This is a genomic window from Butyricimonas muris, from assembly GCF_046365375.1.
In the GTDB taxonomy this organism is placed as follows: Bacteria; Bacteroidota; Bacteroidia; order Bacteroidales; family Marinifilaceae; genus Butyricimonas; species Butyricimonas muris.
In genome coordinates this window covers 311,930-331,383 of the sequence record NZ_JBKEIT010000002.1, presented here as the reverse complement: position 1 = coordinate 331,383, position 19,454 = coordinate 311,930, and the positions used below count along the sequence as shown (strand labels likewise).

At 42.5% G+C, this 19,454-nt stretch carries 17 protein-coding genes and 2 tRNA genes; 17 read left to right on the top strand and 2 right to left on the bottom strand.

What is annotated here, in order from left to right:
* Positions 1-46 precede the first annotated feature (46 nt).
* The gene (locus tag ACK8P8_RS04330; protein WP_369859312.1) at positions 47-3,301 is read left to right on the top strand and encodes a hypothetical protein; all 3,255 of its coding nucleotides are present in this window, start codon (positions 47-49) and stop codon (positions 3,299-3,301) included.
* A 62-nt stretch (positions 3,302-3,363) separates the two neighbouring features.
* Here the strand turns inward: ACK8P8_RS04330 and ACK8P8_RS04325 are convergent, their stop codons facing one another.
* Positions 3,364-4,791 (bottom strand): ATP-dependent DNA helicase, encoded by a 1,428-nt coding sequence (locus ACK8P8_RS04325; protein ID WP_292268466.1) that lies wholly within the window; start codon positions 4,789-4,791, stop codon positions 3,364-3,366.
* A 181-nt stretch (positions 4,792-4,972) separates the two neighbouring features.
* On the opposite strand from ACK8P8_RS04325, the gene ACK8P8_RS04320 reads away from it, so the two are divergent.
* The 14 genes from ACK8P8_RS04320 (at position 4,973) to ACK8P8_RS04255 (ending at position 16,489) form a co-directional block, all read left to right on the top strand.
* Positions 4,973-5,623: a hypothetical protein gene (locus ACK8P8_RS04320; protein ID WP_099290566.1), complete on the top strand. Its 651-nt coding sequence runs from the start codon at positions 4,973-4,975 to the stop codon at positions 5,621-5,623.
* Between the two features lie 26 nt (positions 5,624-5,649).
* Positions 5,650-6,492, top strand: coding sequence for a DUF3822 family protein (locus tag ACK8P8_RS04315; RefSeq protein ID WP_227216169.1), 843 nt, complete (start codon positions 5,650-5,652; stop codon positions 6,490-6,492).
* Positions 6,480-7,016, top strand: coding sequence for an RsmD family RNA methyltransferase (locus ACK8P8_RS04310; protein WP_227216177.1), 537 nt, complete (start codon positions 6,480-6,482; stop codon positions 7,014-7,016). The genes ACK8P8_RS04315 and ACK8P8_RS04310 overlap by 13 nt, the downstream gene beginning before the upstream one ends.
* Positions 7,017-7,131: 115 nt before the next feature.
* Positions 7,132-8,112: a porin family protein gene (locus ACK8P8_RS04305; protein WP_227216179.1), complete on the top strand. Its 981-nt coding sequence runs from the start codon at positions 7,132-7,134 to the stop codon at positions 8,110-8,112.
* 99 nt (positions 8,113-8,211) lie between these two features.
* Complete coding sequence (pstS, locus tag ACK8P8_RS04300; RefSeq protein ID WP_099290806.1) at positions 8,212-9,270, top strand: phosphate ABC transporter substrate-binding protein PstS; 1,059 nt, start codon at positions 8,212-8,214, stop codon at positions 9,268-9,270.
* A gap of 108 nt (positions 9,271-9,378) precedes the next feature.
* Positions 9,379-10,230 carry a phosphate ABC transporter permease subunit PstC gene (gene pstC, locus ACK8P8_RS04295; protein WP_227216183.1) on the top strand — a complete coding sequence of 284 codons (852 nt, stop codon included), beginning with the start codon at positions 9,379-9,381 and terminating at the stop codon, positions 10,228-10,230.
* A gap of 7 nt (positions 10,231-10,237) precedes the next feature.
* On the top strand, positions 10,238-11,101 hold the full coding sequence (gene pstA / locus ACK8P8_RS04290; protein WP_186976786.1) for a phosphate ABC transporter permease PstA: 864 nt from the start codon (positions 10,238-10,240) through the stop codon (positions 11,099-11,101).
* A 68-nt stretch (positions 11,102-11,169) separates the two neighbouring features.
* Positions 11,170-11,937, top strand: a complete 768-nt coding sequence (gene pstB, locus ACK8P8_RS04285; protein WP_227216186.1) for a phosphate ABC transporter ATP-binding protein PstB — start codon at positions 11,170-11,172, stop codon at positions 11,935-11,937.
* A gap of 118 nt (positions 11,938-12,055) precedes the next feature.
* A complete protein-coding gene (locus tag ACK8P8_RS04280) occupies positions 12,056-12,733 on the top strand; it encodes a phosphate signaling complex PhoU family protein (RefSeq protein WP_099290573.1) in 678 nt (225 codons plus the stop codon).
* A 10-nt stretch (positions 12,734-12,743) separates the two neighbouring features.
* Entirely contained in the window at positions 12,744-13,421 is a 678-nt protein-coding gene (gene phoB / locus ACK8P8_RS04275) for a two-component system response regulator PhoB (RefSeq protein WP_099290574.1), read from the top strand.
* Positions 13,422-13,433: 12 nt separating this feature from the next.
* On the top strand, positions 13,434-15,197 hold the full coding sequence (gene phoR, locus ACK8P8_RS04270; protein ID WP_369859313.1) for a sensor histidine kinase: 1,764 nt from the start codon (positions 13,434-13,436) through the stop codon (positions 15,195-15,197).
* Positions 15,198-15,476: 279 nt separating this feature from the next.
* Positions 15,477-16,160 (top strand): NigD1/NigD2 family lipoprotein, encoded by a 684-nt coding sequence (locus tag ACK8P8_RS04265; RefSeq protein WP_099290576.1) that lies wholly within the window; start codon positions 15,477-15,479, stop codon positions 16,158-16,160.
* A gap of 169 nt (positions 16,161-16,329) precedes the next feature.
* Positions 16,330-16,411: transfer RNA gene (locus ACK8P8_RS04260), tRNA-Tyr, on the top strand.
* Positions 16,412-16,416: 5 nt separating this feature from the next.
* Positions 16,417-16,489: transfer RNA gene (locus ACK8P8_RS04255), tRNA-Gly, on the top strand.
* Positions 16,490-16,609: 120 nt separating this feature from the next.
* Here the strand turns inward: ACK8P8_RS04255 and ACK8P8_RS04250 are convergent.
* Entirely contained in the window at positions 16,610-17,344 is a 735-nt protein-coding gene (locus ACK8P8_RS04250) for a hypothetical protein (RefSeq protein ID WP_369859314.1), read from the bottom strand.
* 134 nt (positions 17,345-17,478) lie between these two features.
* On the opposite strand from ACK8P8_RS04250, the gene ACK8P8_RS04245 reads away from it, so the two are divergent.
* Together ACK8P8_RS04245 and ACK8P8_RS04240 are read left to right on the top strand one after the other, a co-directional pair.
* Positions 17,479-18,081: an RNA polymerase sigma factor gene (locus ACK8P8_RS04245; RefSeq protein ID WP_227216195.1), complete on the top strand. Its 603-nt coding sequence runs from the start codon at positions 17,479-17,481 to the stop codon at positions 18,079-18,081.
* 122 nt (positions 18,082-18,203) lie between these two features.
* Entirely contained in the window at positions 18,204-19,346 is a 1,143-nt protein-coding gene (locus ACK8P8_RS04240) for a FecR family protein (protein ID WP_227216197.1), read from the top strand.
* Positions 19,347-19,454 lie beyond the last annotated feature (108 nt).

Sequence of the window (19,454 nt, the reverse complement as noted above, 5' to 3'; positions counted from 1 at the left end):
AACATCTACATTTTCACACTATCGTACTAAAAATAAACCTGCAAACATGAAAATAACAGATCTAAAAACAGTTATAACTTATGAAAGTAAGTTGACAAGAAGGAATTGGCTATTTTACCTTTTCATCCTTGGGATTGCGTATATACTAGTTACCCGTATTATCCCGCATATTTGGAGTTTGGGATGGTGGATTTCGTGGCAAGATGTTGCATTAACTTCTTCCCTGCCTCTACGCAGCATCTATTTTCTGAACCTGTTTCAATCTCTCATTGTTACTTTCCTTGTTTGTGACATTCAAAGGAAACAGAAAAAAGCAGAAACGAGGGAAGTTCTCTTGACACGACCTATCAGCAACGGGCAAACCCTTCTCGGGGAGGTTATAGGGATTCTTGGACCATTCCTCACGATAGATATCATTTTCATGTTCATATCCATGATTATCAACATATTTATCCCAAATTCTCCTGTCAGTTTATGGATAAACCTTTTCTATCTTTTCACCTATACGGTTCCCACGCTAATTTTCATCACCGGCCTATCTATACTTATCAATAAACTGATTAAACACCCCATGTTTAGTTGGTTGATTCTAATGGCTTTTCTTTATTTCGAATACAATTACGCTGCAGCAGCTTTTTACGGCATACTGGACTTTCAAGGACGCTTGCTTCCCAACTCTTTTTCCTCTTTGATAGGATTCATGGATCTATCCTGTTTCCTACTTCACCGGGGTGTATTCTTGCTATTGGGAATTAGTTTTCTTTACTTTAGCGTTTTACTCGTGAAAAGACTCCCCGGATTCGCCGAGCGGCAACACTATTTAGCTATTCCAGCCACGTTGTTTTTAACATTTTCCCTGTGCCTCGGTTTCATCTACATTGAAAAATACCAATCCCGCCAAGAAAATAGAATTACCTGCCGCGAAGCCTTTCTTAAATATATCGAAACACCCAAGGCTCGTGTAATTACACATGACATCACGTATCGCCCCAAGGGAAACACATTCTCGGCAACAAGCCGGATGCAAATACAAAACCAGAAAAAAAAGAAAATGGACCAGCTCTTGTTATTCCTTAACCCAGGACTGAAAATTAACAAAATTGAATCCAACGGACAAAACCTTCCCTTTCATAGAGAGCTCCTAGCCGTTGTCATCGAACGTTCCCTGGCACCGAATGAATATATCAAATTAGATATCACGTACGAGGGATACATTGACGAAGATATTTACCAGATAAACATACCTGACGAGATTTTTTTCTCCCTAGAAGATAATCCTTTTTCTAAAGAGAATTATGGCAAACATCCCGCTTTTGTATCAAGTAAATTCACTTTCCTCAGACCGGAAGTGATGTGGTACCCGACAACAGTTCCCTCAATAGCATTGCAAGCATCTGCAGAAATGAATTTCACGAGTTACACGCTCCACGTCAAAAAAACGGGCGAACTGACTATTTTATCCCAAGGAGTACCCACGATAGAAGGAGAGTATGTCACGTTTAATAATCTGCAAAACTTGACGGGACTAACCCTCTGTATCGGGGAATACGAGAAAAGAACCCTCACTGTCGACTCGCTTACCGTGGAACTTTATACTTACCCGGGAAATGATTGCTACATGAAATATTTCGACGAATGGGAGCTCCTCAAAGAAAACAACCCGAACCGAGAGAAAGATTTAAAAAAAATGTTTTACCTGTGCAAAGATGAGCTCGAAAAAGATAAATCCAACCCTTATCCTTTCAAATATTTCAAACTGATTGAGGTGCCTTCATCTTCTTATTTTCTACGTTCAACGTTGTTTAACGACTGCATGCAACCGGAAATCGCACTTTTCCATGAACGATTATGCCGCATTGAAAATTGCAATCCTGCTGATTATACAAACAACAGCCACCACGACAAAAGCGTACAGGAATATATTCTGGACTCTCATATCCCCTCTTTATTAAATAACGACCTAAGAATTAAACATATTTTCACTAATTACAATAGCTGCATCACGTCCGACACCTATCAAGGCATAGAACTAATATTCAAACAAATGATAAATCCGGACGTATATAGAAGCCCCAATGATATCATGAGCTTGGAATTATTAAATCGCATCGCTGAAAAAGGCTTAAAAGGAATCATCGCCGAAGAGTATAGTCAAGAACAAAACATCGCAATCCGTTCGAAAGTTTCACATCTACTTGGGTATCTTACCACAATCACGACCTGGGATTCACTGAACCAGTTTATGCAAGAATTCAACACACATATTCCTTTCCATGAAGTTAACTTCGATTCATTCATCGAGGGATTCGAACAACGTTTCGGACAAAACATCAAGGCATACATGGACGAGTGGTACACAACTCACGAAGTTCCCTTGTTATCGATAAAAGACATATACCGGAAAAAAACGGAAGATACGCAAATCCTCGATTTTAAAGTTGGCAATCCCAGCGAAACAGACGGTATTATTTCAATTATTGCAAAGGACTACTCCAGAATCAGAAATCTTCAAAGTTACTTGATTAAACCCAGAGAATACAAACAAATCGTCGTTCGTGAAAACATAGAATATAAACTACAATTAACCACAAACTTTTCAGGATGTTTTCCCCAAGACATTAAAGTCAGCCAATCTCCAGTATCAAGCTCAGTACCTAACAAAGGTATCATGTTACTTGACAGAAATCAATTCTACCCCCCGGGAGAAATCATTGTGGATAACGAAGATGCTAATTTCCACCTCATCGATTCGGCAAACAATCGAAAACGACTGACTGATATAATCAAAAAAGAGAATAATGAAAAATACATTCCCTTCTATAAAGTTAAAGGCAACACATGGGAACTTACTCTTTCACAAGAGTTTCACGGAGAACATATTCGCAGTGCTTTTGTCAAAAAAGCCGGTACAGGAAAATCCAAAGCCGAATGGAAGGCAGATATTCCGGAAGCAGGGAAATACGAAATATTTGTCCATCGGCCTCATGTCTGCGAATGCCCCAACGGCATTTTCTATGCAGTCGATTACCCCGAGACGAAAAACTACTATACCGTCTATACCCCGGAAGGCGAAAAAGAAATAGTCATTGAAACTCAAGAAGCAGACTATTATGTAGCATGTACACTTCCTTTGCCAGCAGAAGAAGCATGGGTATCATTAGGCACATTTACCTTACCGGCAGGAGAATCACGTGTCGTATTGGACGACCGAGGAATAGCCTCCTTCAAGAATGAAAAATTCGGTCAAGAATACGCCCAACTTATCGCAGCCGATGCGGTCAAATGGGTAAAGAAAAAATAATAGCGGAAATTCTGTACGATAAAGCCCCCTAAAAGTTTGGTGTTTTTAGGGGGCTTCATTATTTATAAATTCCCCGAATCCCCAAACAGCTCATCTTTGAAATTAATCAGGTACAATTTCTTGCGGGCACGTGTAAATGCCGTGTAAAGCCAACGCCAATACTCGTCGTCCATCATCTCGTCCCCCATCCATCCCGGATCGATAAAAACGGCATCCCATTGCCCGCCTTGTGCCTTATGGCAAGTCACAGCGTAAGCGAATTTGATTTGTAGGGCGTTGAAATACTCGTCCTCTTGTATTTTTTTGTACCGCTTTTGTTTGGAAGGGATATCCATGTAATCCTCTTCCACTGCCGCAAACAACTTTCGATACTCGTCATAACTCAACGCGGGTTGTTCCGAGGTCAAAGTATCGAGCATCACCCAAGCCGAAATCTCTTCCTCGTACCCGTAAATACTGAGGCGGGCATGAACGAAATGAAAGCCGTACAAATCCTTGTATTTTCCCACTTTCTCTACGGTGGCAATATCGCCGTTGGCGATAAAATCAATCTTATCATATTCGGCACCCCAGAAATAATTATTCTTTACAACCATGATCTTATCTCCACCGCCAAATGCTTCTTCCCGGTAAAGCACACGGGCACGGATACCCTCGTTAAAACGGTTCGCCCGCTTGTTGGAACGGCAGATAACCATCGTTTCGTCCATGCCGAACCTACCGTAACAATGATCCAATTCATCCAACAGTTCTCCTCCCCCGACACGTACTATATCCGGGAAGGGTGCAACTTTCAACAACAATTTGGCATAAGGAGCCGCCCCGATCATCTCCCGCACGAGAGTCGCGTTGTACAAGATACCGGATTGTTCGGATTGACGCATAATATCCGTGAGGCTTGCCTCGTAAACCTCCATACCGTAACTCACTTGCAGAAATTCGGCATCCAATGCCGGACTGACATCCACTCCAACCGGGGGAAGCTGTGCCGTATCCCCGATCAGCACCAAACGATTGTTGCGCCCGTTATACACGAATTCAAACAAATCATCCAATAGAGAACCCGTTCCGAAATTAGAATCCTGAGAACTCATCGAAATCATGGATGCCTCGTCCACGAAAAACAACACGTTGGCTCCCGCGTTAAATCCCAAGTTAAAGACGCCAATTCCTTCCTGTGCATTTTTCTGGCGATAAATCTTCTTGTGTATCGTGTACGCCGATTGCCCCGAATAACCGGAAAACACTTTTGCCGCACGTCCCGTCGGGGCTAACAGCACGACATGATACTCGAATTGCAGCAATGTATTGACGATTGCCGCCACCAGAGAGGTCTTTCCCGTTCCCGCGAATCCTTTCAACAAGAACAAACTTTCGGGGTTTCGGTCAAAGAAAAAAGTCGTGAAACATCTCATCGCCTCCTGTTGAGAGGGAGAGAAATCAAACCCAAACTTCTCTTTTACAATACGTTCAAAATGTTCATGTATCATGATTAAAATAAATAGCCAAAACTGTGGTATAAACTTTTTTTTTCTTATATTTGCCGACACTGTAATCCAACGTGGATTCGTGCGAGGTGTTGAATAAACACCGTGTAAAGATATGAAAAAAACAGCTTGAAAACAGTAGAACTAACTTGTTTAATATATAACAAATATACAGACAGAAAAAATGAAACCAGTTAAGATCATTATCCAAATCGTTTTAGCACTTGCGGCTATCTACCTGGGTTATTTGTGTTATGCAAGCGTGCAGAACCCTATTCAATTTGAAAAATTGAGAAACCAAAGATACGATAGAATTATCCAAAGGTTAAAGGATATCAGAACTGCACAAGATGCTTACAAGAGTATCCACGGGGTATACACTAGTAGTTTCGATACTTTGATTCATTTCGTGAAATACGATTCGTTGAAAACAGTGCGTTCTATCGGAGAGCTTACCGATGACCAACTGGATCAAGGTATGACGGAACAAGAGGCATTGAAGAAAGGTCTTATCATCCGTGACACGATGCGTATATCCGCACTTGAGCAACTTTTCGGGAAAAACTACCCGATCGACGATCTTCGTTATGTACCGTTCACCAAACGGAAACATGAATTCCTCATGGGAACAAACATGATCTGGACGGAATCAGGTATCGAGGTTCCTGTGTTCGAGGCTCGTGTAAACAACATGGTTATCTTCGAAGATTTATTTGAAGAATACGAAGATGCCATTCTCGAATACAACGGTGAAAGAAAAAGATTACAAAAATACCCCGGTCTGAAAGTGGGTAGCGTGGCAGAGGCAAACAATAACGTGGGTAACTGGGAGTAACATTCCGGTTCGTAAACGAGGAATACATGCAGAGTATTTATTTTGTTGACTCGGATTTCACTTACGAATTATCTACACAATCGATATTATCCATCCGTTATGCAACGGATGGATTTTCGTTTTGCGTGCATGACGCCCGTGACAAATTAATGGTATTTGTTCACGAACCTTATGCCGCGGACTCTCGTGAAGCCGTGATTGCCCGATTGAAGAATTATCTCGTGAACGACGTGATTCTGAACCTGCGATTCAAAAAGGTATATCTTATGCCCTGTTTCAGCGAGAGAACCATTATCCCCGGGGCTCTCTTTAACAAGGCGAACGTGGCAACCCTCTATTCCGTGAATCAAGAGATTACCCCCGATGATACGCTTTTGTATCATCATATCGAGAAAATAGATGCCTACCTCGTGGAAACGATCAATACCACTCTCAACAATTTCGTTCGGGAACATTTCCCGGTGCTCCAAATCGTGAACGAGGCATACCCCTTTATACAAGGAGCGTTAACAAAAGCATTGCATGGTTCGGAACAAATATTCCTGAACATACAGGCTGATTTTTTCGATATCCTATTTATAAAAGATACAAGGGTGCAATTATTCAACTCGTTTAATCACAGGACGGCAACCGACATCGTTTATTTCCTGTTGAATTGCATCAAAGAATGTGACATTCAAAAAGAGAAACTACACGTTTCGGTGTTCGGTGCAGCAACAAATGACGAGAAACTGAAAGAATTGCTCTCGACCTATTTACCCACTCCTTATTTCGCGAAAGAACCTATATTAAACGGTATCTTGCCCGGCAAGGAGATCAATTCATCCTATTTCATTCACTTGTTAAATCTTCATCGATGCGGATTATAAGCGGCACACACAAGGGGAAAGTCATATTCCCGGACAAAAATTTCAGGGCTCGCCCGACAACGGACTTTGCTAAAGAAAACTTGTTTAACGTGCTCAACAACTACATCGATATAGAGGGAGCCGTCGTGCTGGACTTATTTTCCGGCACGGGAAGTATCAGCTACGAATTTGCCTCACGCGGTGCAGAACGAATCGTATCCGTGGAATTGAACTACAATCATTACTCTTTTATAAAAAAGACGATAGTCCAACTCGGTTTCAAGAATATCAATGTATTCAAAACCGATGTGTTTATCGCTTGCAAAAAACTGAAAGGCCAGTCCTTTGATATCATCTTCGCCGACCCTCCATACGATCTGGAAAAGATTATGGATATCCCGGCCGCTATATTTGACAATGAATTATTAGCCCCGGACGGGTTGGCTATTATTGAACATCCCGGCACGGTAGACTTCTCATCTGCCCCCTTCTTCTCCGAACACCGTCAATACGGCAGCGTGAATTTTTCTATTTTCAGAAAATAGAAAATGTAACATTGTTGTAATTAAAATGTATCTTTTTAGAAATCTTTTCAATCTACTTTAGCCGTCGAAAACAAGAGGTTTTCAATTATTTATTTAACGACTAAAATTTAGACAAATGAAAAAGATTTTAATGAGTGTGGTTTTGATTATCGCCTGCATGAGCAGTTTCGGACAAGAAGAAAAAAAGAAATTCCAGATTACCGGGAAACCTATCGTTACCGTTTTCGCTAACTATCATGCCGGATTGGGGGACGCGAACAAAGAGTCCGGATTCGCGTTGGATCGCGCTTACTTGGGTTATCAATTTTCACTAACCGAGAAACTTAGCGGGAAGGTAGTATTCGACATGGGCTCCACGAAAGTAGACGGCGCAGACCTTGAAAGAGTGGCTTATATCAAAAACGCCATGTTAAGCTGGAAGACAGGAGATTTTACCTTGGATTTCGGGTTGATCGGTTTGGAACAATTCAACGTGCAAGAAAAGTTCTGGGGATACCGTTACATCATGAAATCATTCCAAGACGAGTACAAGTTCGGTTCCAGCGCAGACATGGGTATTTTGGGCAGATACAAATTTACCAAATGGCTCTCTGCCGATATCACGATCAGCAACGGCGAAGGGTACAAAAAATTGAACGGAGACAACAAATACCGATATGCCGTCGGAGCCACTTTATTCCCGGTAAAAGGTCTGACTATCCGTGCCTACTATGACCTCGCCAGCAAAAGCAGTGATGCAGACGGATTGAAAGATCAACAGAACTTGGCTTTCTTCGCCGGATATAAACACAAACTTTTCTCTCTTGGCGGTGAATACGACCAAATGTTCAACACCAAATCCAAAGAAGATAAAGACCAAAACGGTTTCTCCGTTTACTCCACGGTGAAATTAGCCGAAAAATTCGACGCTTTCGGGAGATATGACAACTTGGCTTCCAAAGACGATTGGAGCAGCGCAGACGGGCAACGGGTCTTAATCGGTATCCAATACTCCCCGATCAAACAGTTGAAGATAGCCCCAAATTTCTCGACATGGAATCCAAGAGACGGAAAATCAAGTTCTTTCGCTTATTTGAACATCGAATTCAAGTTGTAACATTAATGTAACATTCGTGCAACATTCATGTAACAAGATTCATCTAAACTTGCATTGTAAAAAATGAATCAATAGATGTTGAAATTAATACAATCAAAAATGAAAAACTTATTTATTATTCTTCTAGCTATCGCAATTGCATCTTGCGGCAACTCAAAGAAAAACAAGGGTTCCGAAGACAAGAAAATGAATATCGCTGCCGCCGGAGCTACATTTCCTCTGCCATTCTACAATCTGGCCTTCAAAACCTACCAAGAGAAGACCGGCAACACGGTAACCTACGGGGGAATCGGTAGTGGCGGCGGAATCAGAAGCTTGAAAGATAAAATTGTTGACTTCGGGGGCTCGGACGCCTATCTTTCCGACTCCGAAATGCAAGAAATGCCTTATACCGCGATACACATCCCCACTTGCATGGGTGCCGTGGTACTGGCATACAACTTGCCGGAAGTGAAAGATTTAAAGTTATCCGGAGAGGTGGTTGCCGATATTTATCTGGGTAAAATCACCAAATGGAACGATGCCAAAATCAAAGAATTGAACCCCGGCATTACCCTCCCGGACAAAGAACTTACCCCGGTATACCGCTCGGACGGTAGTGGTACGACCTTCGTGTTCAGCGACTATCTTACCAAGGTAAGCGCAAACTGGAAAGAGAACGTGGGTACCGGAAAGTCATTGAAATGGCCGGTAGGACTGGCAGCCAAAGGAAACCCGGGCGTAGCCGGAACGATCAGTCAAACACCGGGAGCAATCGGGTACATCGGCTCTGAATACGCGTTCTCGCTGAATATCCCGATGGCACAAATGAAAAACAGTTCCGGGAACTTCATCACCCCGAATACCGAAAGTATCTCTGCCGCGGCAAAAGGGGATATCCCGGCAGATACCCGTACCATGATCACCAATTCGGACGCACCGGACGCGTATCCCATCAGTTGTTTCACGTGGATTATCCTTTACAAAGAACAGGCATACGCCAACAGAACTTTGGCACAGGCTCAAGCCACTGCTAAATTACTAGACTGGATGTTAAGCCCCGAGGCACAAGCTTTAACAACAAAAGTACACTACTCCCCACTCCCAAAATCCGCGGTGGACAACGCCAAAGCACTATTAAACTCTATAAGTTTCGAGGGCAAACAAGTCCTTAAATAATAAAGTTACAGGTTACAAGTTGAGCCTACGGCTCTGCAAGTTGCAGGTTCTCCACGACACCCGACTTGAAACTTGTAACCTGCAACTTGTAACTTAAATTATTATTTAATGCGTGATATTATTTTTAAACGGTTACTTTCCATTTGTTGCATCTTGATACTTTTGATCAGTGCCGGAATGATTTACTCTCTGGTGAGTGGTTCTCTCTCCGCATTCGGTCAGTACGGATTCTTCCAGTTCATCGGTTCAACAGAATGGGATCCCCACCCGGACAGAGAAACATACGGGGCACTCTCGTTTATCGTCGGAACATTATTAACCTCTTTTCTGGCATTAATATTTTGCATCCCATTCTCCCTGCCCGTCGCTCTTTTTACCGGAGAATTCTTCAAAGGCAAAAGAATAGCCACTTTTATCAGTTCTATCATTGATTTATTGGCAGGAATCCCTTCTATCGTCTACGGTTTATGGGGATTTTATACCTTCCGCCCGCTCATTATAGAAATGGGCGTGAACGCGCAAGGATTCGGGATATTAACCTCCTCTATCATTCTGGCAATCATGATCATTCCCTATGCATCCTCTCTCAGTGGCGAATTCATATCCATGGTTCCCAACGAACTGAAAGAAGCCGCGTATAGCCTTGGAGCCACCCGTTACGAGGTCATCAGAAGCGTCACTTTCCCGGCAGCGGGCTCCGGCGTATTTGCCAGCTACATCCTTGCCTTGGGAAGGGCTTTAGGTGAAACCATGGCGGTCACCATGCTAATCGGTAATACGAACAATCTACCGACCTCACTTGCCGACACGGGTAACACGATGGCAAGTATCATAGCCAACCAGTTCGGCGAGGCGGACGGTCTGAAATTAAGTTCGCTCATCGCTATCGGGCTGCTTTTGTTCTTGATCACGGCTATCATCAACCTGATAGCGAAACTCATTATAAAGAAACTTAACTGATAGAGAAATGAGTAGTCTAAAATATAGAACGATAAAAAGCAAGGCATTCTTCTGCATCACGTGCCTTTTTGCCTCACTGACAGTAGTCCCCCTATTCGCTATTATATGGGAACTCATCAGAAAAGGCTACAAGCAAATCAACTGGAACTTTTTCACGGAAAGCGCACCCAGCACCTTGGATGCCATGTTAGCACGCAACACGGGTGACATCATTCCCGGCGGTATCGCTAACGGAATCACGGGTACATTACTTATGGTCGTGTTGGCCGCCGTTATCGCTATCCCGATCGGGATCATGGTAGGTATTCATCTGTCGGAACACCCGAAAACCAAGTTTTCCAATATCACCCGTTTTCTAACGGATTTGATACAAGGTAGTCCGTCTATCGTGATTGGTATTATCGCCTATGCATGGATCGTCAAACCAATCGGTAGCTATTCCGCTTTGGCGGGAAGCGTTGCCTTGAGTATCATGATGCTTCCCTTGATCGTCCGCTCAACGGAAGAAACATTAAAAATGTTACCGGGCAGCCTGAAAGAAGCCGGGCTCGCCCTCGGCGCCTCGTACACGAGTGTCGTACTCAAAGTATTACTGCCGGCAGCCTTCGGGGGACTGTTCACGGGAATCCTTTTAGCGATTTCCCGCGTTATGGGAGAGACAGCACCACTCATGCTCACGGCTCTGGGAAGTACCACAATCAACTGGGATATCGTGAAACCTACCAGTGCGGTACCTCTATTAATTTGGGAATTCTACAACGATCCCAACTTGATAGACATGATCTGGAGTTCATCATTATTCCTGCTGCTCTTGATTCTGACACTTAATATCACAGCAAAACAGATCGCTAAAAAATGGAGAATCCAATAATTTACGATTTTTGATTTACGATTTCAGATTCATCAATCGTAAATCAAAAATCAAAAATCATAACCAACATGGAAATCAAAGATCCTATACTACAACTGAAAAACGTATCTATTTCATATACACCCGGGAAAAATGCCGTGGAGTCAGTGAGCGCTGACATCGCCGAGAAAAAGATTACGGCAATCATGGGACCCTCGGGATGCGGGAAAAGTACTTTATTACGGGCAATCAACCGGATGCACGAGTTATACCCGGATATAAAAACCACCGGAGAAATTATATTGAACGGGAAGAATATATTGAAAACCAATCCCATGGAGGTACGCCGCATGGCAGGTATGGTATTTCAACGCCCGAACCCGTTCCCGACCATGAGCATCTACGACAACGTCATTGCCGGATATAAACTGAACGGCATCTCCCTCTCCAAACAGGAGAAAGACGAACTCGTGGAACAAAGCCTCCAGAACGTGGGTCTGTGGAATGAAGTGAAAGACGCCCTGCACAAAAAAGGAACTTTCCTCTCCGGGGGACAGCAACAACGCCTTTGCATCGCACGGGCTCTCTCGCTAAAACCGCAAGTACTACTGATGGACGAACCGACCTCCGCCCTTGACCCGATTGCCACGAACCGTATAGAAGAACTGTTACTCGATTTAAAAAAAGAGTTCACGATCTTGATTGTCACGCACAATATGTCACAAGCCGCACGTATCTCGGATTACTCCATGTTCATGTACCTCGGAAACCTCGTTGAATATGATGAAACCCGGAAGATGTTCACCAACCCGAGTGACAAACGCACGGAAGAATACTTGACGGGACAATTTGGATAACAACTTACGATTTATGATTTCAGATTTATGATTTCAGATTTCAAACAATAAATCATAAATCTACAATCATAAATCGTAAATCCCTAATCATCAATCTTAAATCATCAAATTCCACATTATGACTACAATAAGAGAAAAATACCTCGAGAAAATAAAAGAAGATTTTGAAGTACTGTCTACCGTCGTTATCCAGCAAATGGATATCGTGTTCACACTCACGGGAAGTAATAAAGACGCGGAATTACACGATAAAATAGAACACAACGAAGTAATCATCGACGGACTGGAAGTAAAAATACGGGACGAAGTGATCAACTCCATCGTACTCTATTGCCCCAGAGCGAGCGATTGCCGTAAAATCATGTCTTATCACGACATGACGGCCTATCTGGAAAGAATAGGGGACTTGCTTTTAAACATCGCGGACTTCCTGCGTGAAGTCGAGCTCCAAGGGGAATTATATACCCTCTTCCGTGAAATCATTCGCGAGCAACTGGAAATAGTGAAAAAAATGACACAAAATGCTATCTTTGCTTTCACGTGTGAAGACGAAAACTTGGCGAAAGAGATTATCCGCACGGATGATATCGTGGACAAAAACCACAAAGAAATCGTTCACGGAATACCTCTTCATTTCGTGGGTAGAACCGTCAAAGATCAAGATTTATTAGATGCCTTGTCACTGAGCAACATGTCATACAACATCGAACGAATCGGCGATAATGCCACGAATATAGCGGAAGCGGCTATCTATCTCATGGAAGGCAAGAACGCGAAACATATTCATAACAATTAAAATTGAAACGATGGACAAAAAACGCATTTTAGTGGTTGACGACGAGGCTGATTTAAGAGAAATCCTGCAATTCAATCTCGAGAGCGAGGGTTACTTCGTCGCCACGGCTCCTTCCGCGGAACAGGCATTAAAGATGCTCCCCGAGGAATATGACCTGATATTACTGGATGTCATGATGGACGGAATGTCCGGTTTCAAAATGGCAGAGAAAATGCGCAAAGACCTGCACAATGCCACCCCGGTTATATTCCTTACCGCCAAAGACACGGAAAACGATATGCTCACCGGTTTCAGCATCGGCGGGGACGATTATATTTCCAAGCCTTTCTCGATAAAAGAAGTATCGGCAAGAGTGAAAGCGGTACTGAAACGAACAGGTTCCCCGGAGAGTAAGAAAACCATCATCGACGTCGGCGAAATGCATATTGACCAAAGTATGAAATGCGTGTCCGTTAATGACCGTATTATCCCGATCACTAAAAAAGAATTCGAGATATTAAACATGTTGGCACAAGCCCCCGGAAGAATATTTTCCCGCGAAGATATTCTCAATAAAGTATGGAACGACGACAGCTACGTGCTGGAACGCACGGTAGACGTCCACATCACCCGGCTGAGAAAAAAACTCGGAGACCAAGGAAAACATATCATCAACCGCTCCGGGTATGGCTATTGTATAGAACTTTAAAAAATTATTCCCATGAAATTATCCTATAAACAGAAGTTATTCATCTACTTCTTCATTGTATTCGCGGCATTTACCATCGTGATTACCTTTTTCCAACAGAACCGGGAAAAGGAATACAAGACCGAAACCCTACGCACCACGCTGGATGACTATTCAGACATCATAGCTCGTTTTATCCATCAACATCATTTACTTGAAAAACATCGGGTTGACTCGTTAAACAGCGTATTAACGCTCATGCCTTCCAACTTGCGCCTGACGATAGTCAGCCATGACGGGAAAGTCCTGTATGACAACAATCTCGACACGGGAAAAGAGATAGAAAACCATCTACAACGCCCCGAAATACAATCCGCATCCATTCAAAAAACGGGTACAGCCATACGTCTTTCGCGAAGCACGGGAATAGAATATTATTACTACGCCAAAGACTATATCAATTACTACATCCGGGTTGCACTCCCCTACGACATCGAGGTACAAAATTTCTTGAAAACGGACAATATATTCCTCTATTTCATCACGTTGTTGTTCTTCATCACGCTGATCTCGCTGATTTACATATCCGATCGGTTCGGGAAAGCTATCTCCGGCTTGAAAGACTTCATTATCTCCGCGGAGAATCATAATATCGACTACAAAAATATTCGTTTCCCGCACACGGAATTAGGAGAAATAGGAGAGAAAATCATCCACAGCTACCGTCTACTGGAAGAAAGCAACAAGCAAATCAACGTGGAACAAGAAAAATTACTCCGCCATTTCCATTATTCCGACGAGGGTATCGCCATTTTCTCCGCCAACCAAGAAAAAATATACGCCAACACGCATTTTATCCAATACCTGAACACGATTTTGGATGAACCGACCTTTAAGGTGGAAGGACTCCTCGACCAACCGGATTTCAAAGAAGTGGCAGACTTCCTGAAACGCAACACCCCGGTCACCCCCAACACCACGAACATCCCCGTTTACCAGAATAAAATCAGCAAATCCGGCAAGCACTTCGCCATTCAACTACTGATATTCACGGATAACAGTTTTGAAATCACGCTAAACAACATCTCTGACAACGAGAAAAACCGCTTGTTGAAACAAGAGATGACTAACAATATCGCCCATGAACTGAAAACCCCCGTGAGTAGTATCCGCGGCTACATCGAAACCTTGTTGGAACAACAGAATATCGCTCCCGACAAACAACGTTTTTTCCTTGAACGCACCTATTCGCAAGTCGTGAGATTATCCGATCTGATCCGGGATATTGCCTTAATCACGAAAACAGAAGAAGCCGCGGAAATGTTTGAAAAAGAGCAAGTCAATATCCACGCCACTCTACAGGAAGCTATCACGGATTTACATGAGCCGATCGTATCTCATGGCATCACCGTCAAAAATAGCGTCGATCCGGCAATCTCTATCGAGGGAAACAAGACTCTCGTGTACGCCATATTCCGTAATCTCATCGAAAACACGATCAACTATGCCGGAGAAAACATCTCTATCGGGATCAACAATTACACGGAAGACAACGAATTCTATTATTTCTCCTATTACGACACGGGGCGAGGCATCGACGAAAACCACCTGAACCGTATCTTCGAACGTTTCTACCGGGTATGCGAGGGACGCAGCCGTCAATCCGGAGGCTCCGGCTTGGGACTCTCCATCGTGAAGAACGCCATCCTTTTCCATAAAGGAGAAATATCCGCCAAAAACAGGAAAGACGGGGGATTGGAATTTTTGTTCTCGCTAAGGAAGATCGAGAATGCGTAAGGGTTTATAAAGTTTATAAGGTTTATAAAGTCCGTAAAGTCGAAAGTCCATAAAGTCACAGGTGTCCTTCGGACAAAATCAAAACGGCAGCACAAGCTGCCGTTGGTATAGCGCCCCGCAGGGGTCCACGGACTTTCGACCTTATGAACTTTATGGACCTTATGAACTTTATAAACTTATTTTAATACTATTCAACGCAACCATTTTGTTAATCATCCATCTAATGCATAGATGCTTAATGGCAGATGTGATAACAACAAGTAATAAGAAAGGGAAAAAATGAAAAGCAAGAACACATTCACGCTAATTATTTTTTTGATCATAACTACACTCACGTTTTCCTCTTGTAACGATGACGGGTATAGCTTGGATAAATTTTGGCTAGAGTTTGGCACGATCGAGAAAACCGGAGATAACGAATACCAAATCCTTTTGGATAAAGGTCCCGTGCTATTTCCCTCCGTTTCGAACGTACCCGCCCGTTCACTGGAAAACAACGCACGAGTATTCGCAGACTTCACGATCCTGCAGGATGCCAACCCGGGCTCAGACGTGGATCATTACGTGAAAGTAAACGGTTTGCAGGAATTACTGACGAAACCGATCGTACCGTACAAAGAAGCCATCAGCGACAGTTTAGGAATGGATCCGATAGAACTACCCGAGTACTGGATCGCCAATGACTTCATCACTTTCCGTTTTTTCTACGGCGGTGGCGGAAGCATTACCCACATGGTAAACCTCACCAAGCATGAAGAAAAAACTGCCGACGGAAAGGTATTACTGGAATTCCGCCATAACGCTTACAACGATCCGGAAAACACCAGTAGAAACGGTTACGTGAGTTTCCCGCTAAAGGAAACCTTTAGCGAGGTAACGGACTCTGTCGAACTCCGAATACACTACAAAGCGTTTGATCAAAAAGAAAAAACAATTGACATTACTTATCGTCCTCGTAAATAGGTCTCTTCGTGACGGTAAGATGTAACGGGGAAGTTTCGTTCTGAACTTCCCCGTACTTTTTTACGACAAAAATATCTTTTTTCAAAATTTTCTCTCCCAATATTTGGACTTTCAATAAAACTCTCTATCTTTGTACCCGCTTAACAAAAGCAACCGTTCTTTGAACAAAGGGGAGATACCAAAGTGGCCAACTGGGGCTGACTGTAACTCAGCTGACATCGTCTTCGTAGGTTCGAATCCTGCTCTCCCCACATTCGCGGAAATAGCTCAGTCGATAGAGCACTAGCCTTCCAAGCTGGGGGTCGCGGGTTTGAGTCCCGTTTTCCGCTCTCAATATAAAGCACTTACGAAGGTAAGTGCTTTTTGCTTTTAAACAGTTTTCATGAGACTTGGATAGTTTTTGTCAACCAAAACGTCAACCACGCTTCACTTTTTTGAGAAAAATAAGATCAATTCCCTTTCATCTTCTCGATTAAACGTGTGACAGCTGCCACCAATTGATCGTCGTCTTGATAAATCGTCACCACCAATCTTCCCCCCTCCTCGATACTCCGAAATCCGATATCCCTATACCACGATAGCTTATCTGCCATCGCCTCCCCGTAATCCGATTCATCATTGATACCGAAATGCTCCCACCGAAATATCGTTCCCGTGATTTTATTACGTACCGTGAAATCGGGAAACTTTTTCTGTTTTCCGACAGCCAAAGGCGCCTCATAATACACGTCAAAAAAATCCACAGCCAACAATTGATTCAGTATATACAATTCCTGCGTCGAACGCACGAGTACTCCATTAGCCGCTTCATACTTTTTAGCACTCTTGAAAAATGTTCCCGCCCCGGGATGCGAATCCGCCACATTCCGATCTTCACAAGTGGTTTCCTTTTTAATCACTCTGGCTTTAGGAAAAAAACGCCACTGGTAATGATGATAAATAGTGGTATCCACCATGCAATTTCTAATCAATTGCTTCAAAATACCCTGATCGTGCATTTTTCTCATAAAACGACTAAAATCCACCGGAGTCGGAAAATGTTTAGCGAAATCCTCTTTACCTTTAATATAGTCATATATATCATTCAATCGAGCGATTTCCGATGCGGCAGACTCGTTTAACAATTTATCAATATATGTATTGATTTTCTTCAACAACACGTACTCTTGAGGCAATGATTCCATTGTAAATCTGATTTTTCAACCGTAAATATAGGAAATAAAACTGTTTTCATAGGTATTCTTCAATTCTATTACGAAAATTTGTTTTTTGCTCCATTTTGATTATATATTTGCAAACAGAAAACATACTCAAAAAAATGGCAAAGAATTTTATACATCGTTTACAGCAAAAAGAAAATCGTGCTTACATGGAATTGTACGATCATTATTTTGCCAGGCTACATGGATTTGCCCGGAATTTTGTATTTGATGGAGAAGTTGCTAAAGACATCGTTCAGAATGCTTTAATCAAACTATATGAAAATATTTCTCTACTTAATTCGGAAGTAAATATCGGCGCATATCTTTGCGTGACAGTACGCAATAGTTGTCTGAATTATTTACGAGATCGGGGAGTGGAGGATCGTCATAAGATTCTTTATCTTCAAGCCATCGAGCAAGCGGAAGCATTAGAATGGCTAGACGATGAAGAATTAATCAAAGATATAAAGAAAATTATTACTGGATTACCAGAAAAGTATCGGAATATCTGTGAACTCCGGTTTTACTATAATCTAAAGTATTCGGAGATTGCCGAACGCCTTGGTATCAGTGAAAATGTTGCAAAAGTCCAAATTCACAGAGCCGTACAGAAAATAAAAGAAGCATTGACCAATAGTAACGAACACATTATAGGGATATTAATGTTCATCTTCCCCATACTCTCACCAACCGTACCTTCGCCATCCAACCGGGAATAATTCAAAGTAATAACCTTTCCACAAATTTTAAATTCCACCGGAATTACAAAAAAATATGATTTTTTTTGTAACCATTCACTATTTACCGTGTTACTAGGGTAAAATCATATAAATTATACACTATGATAGATTGGTGGATTATTGAAAAAAGTTTAGATAAGAAATTAACACCTCAAGAAAAGCAATTCTTCGACGAGTGGTTAGAGGCCTCCCCTAAGCATAGGATGCTGTACGATAAAATCAAATGTGCCAACAACATGGACGACAACACCGCAGAATTTACTCGCTGGCGCCAAGCATTCCGTGAAAAACTAATTGCACGTAAACGACAGGAAAAGAAGCGCATATTTCTAAAATTGTCAGTGGCTGCTGCCGTTTTACTTTTGTTTCTAGGAAGCGGTTACTGGTGGTTAAGCATGGAAAACAAACCGCATACCATTGTAGAGCCTTTCGCACAAGAACCAAGTCGGAATGCTGTACATCTGACAACAGCCTCCGGAAAGGTATTGAACTTGTCATCTCAAACTATATCGGATACGTTGAAGATTGACGGAGCCAAACTTGTTAAAGACCAAGGAACCCTTATCTACGAGAAAAACCCCGAGGAACCACAAGTCGAACAACCTATGTATAACGAAATAGAAGTGCCGAAAGGTGCAGAATATCGTTTGGTACTGAGTGACGGCACCCGGGTATGGTTGAATTCGGATACGCGCATGAGTTACCCGACAAATTTCGAAAAAAGCATACGCGAAGTGGAATTACACGGTGAAGCCTATTTCGAAGTAAGTCACAACGCGAGCAAACCCTTTATCGTGCGTACCGGTGAATTGACTGTCACGGTGCTAGGAACAGAATTTAATGTCAATACCCGAATTCCAACCAGCATACGGACTACCTTGGTGGAAGGAAAAGTACAAGTAGCGTTCAAGGAAGGCATTCCATATACTTTAACCCCGGGAGAAATGGCAACGACGGATTTACTTTCCGGACAAACCACTGTAGAACAAGTAAATATCAAAAAATATATCGCATGGCGTCATGGACGTTTCTGTTTCGAAGAAGCGACTATAGAAGAAATTATGCAAGAATTGTCATTATGGTATGACATTCGGGTTGAATACCAAAACTCGAGAGTAAAAGAGGAAAAGTTCAGTGGATATTTGCCCCGGGGAGAATCAGTTATGTCCATTCTCCAAAAAATAGAGCAAACCTCATACGTGCATTTTAAAATGGTACAAAATAAGATTATCGTCGGGTATTGAAATAAAATCCGGAAGAAAACGGCCATTTTCTCCCGGAATGATCAAAACCTTAAACTAACATTTTGTCAAGTATTTGTAGTATTAATCAACATTCAAAAGTATGAAAAA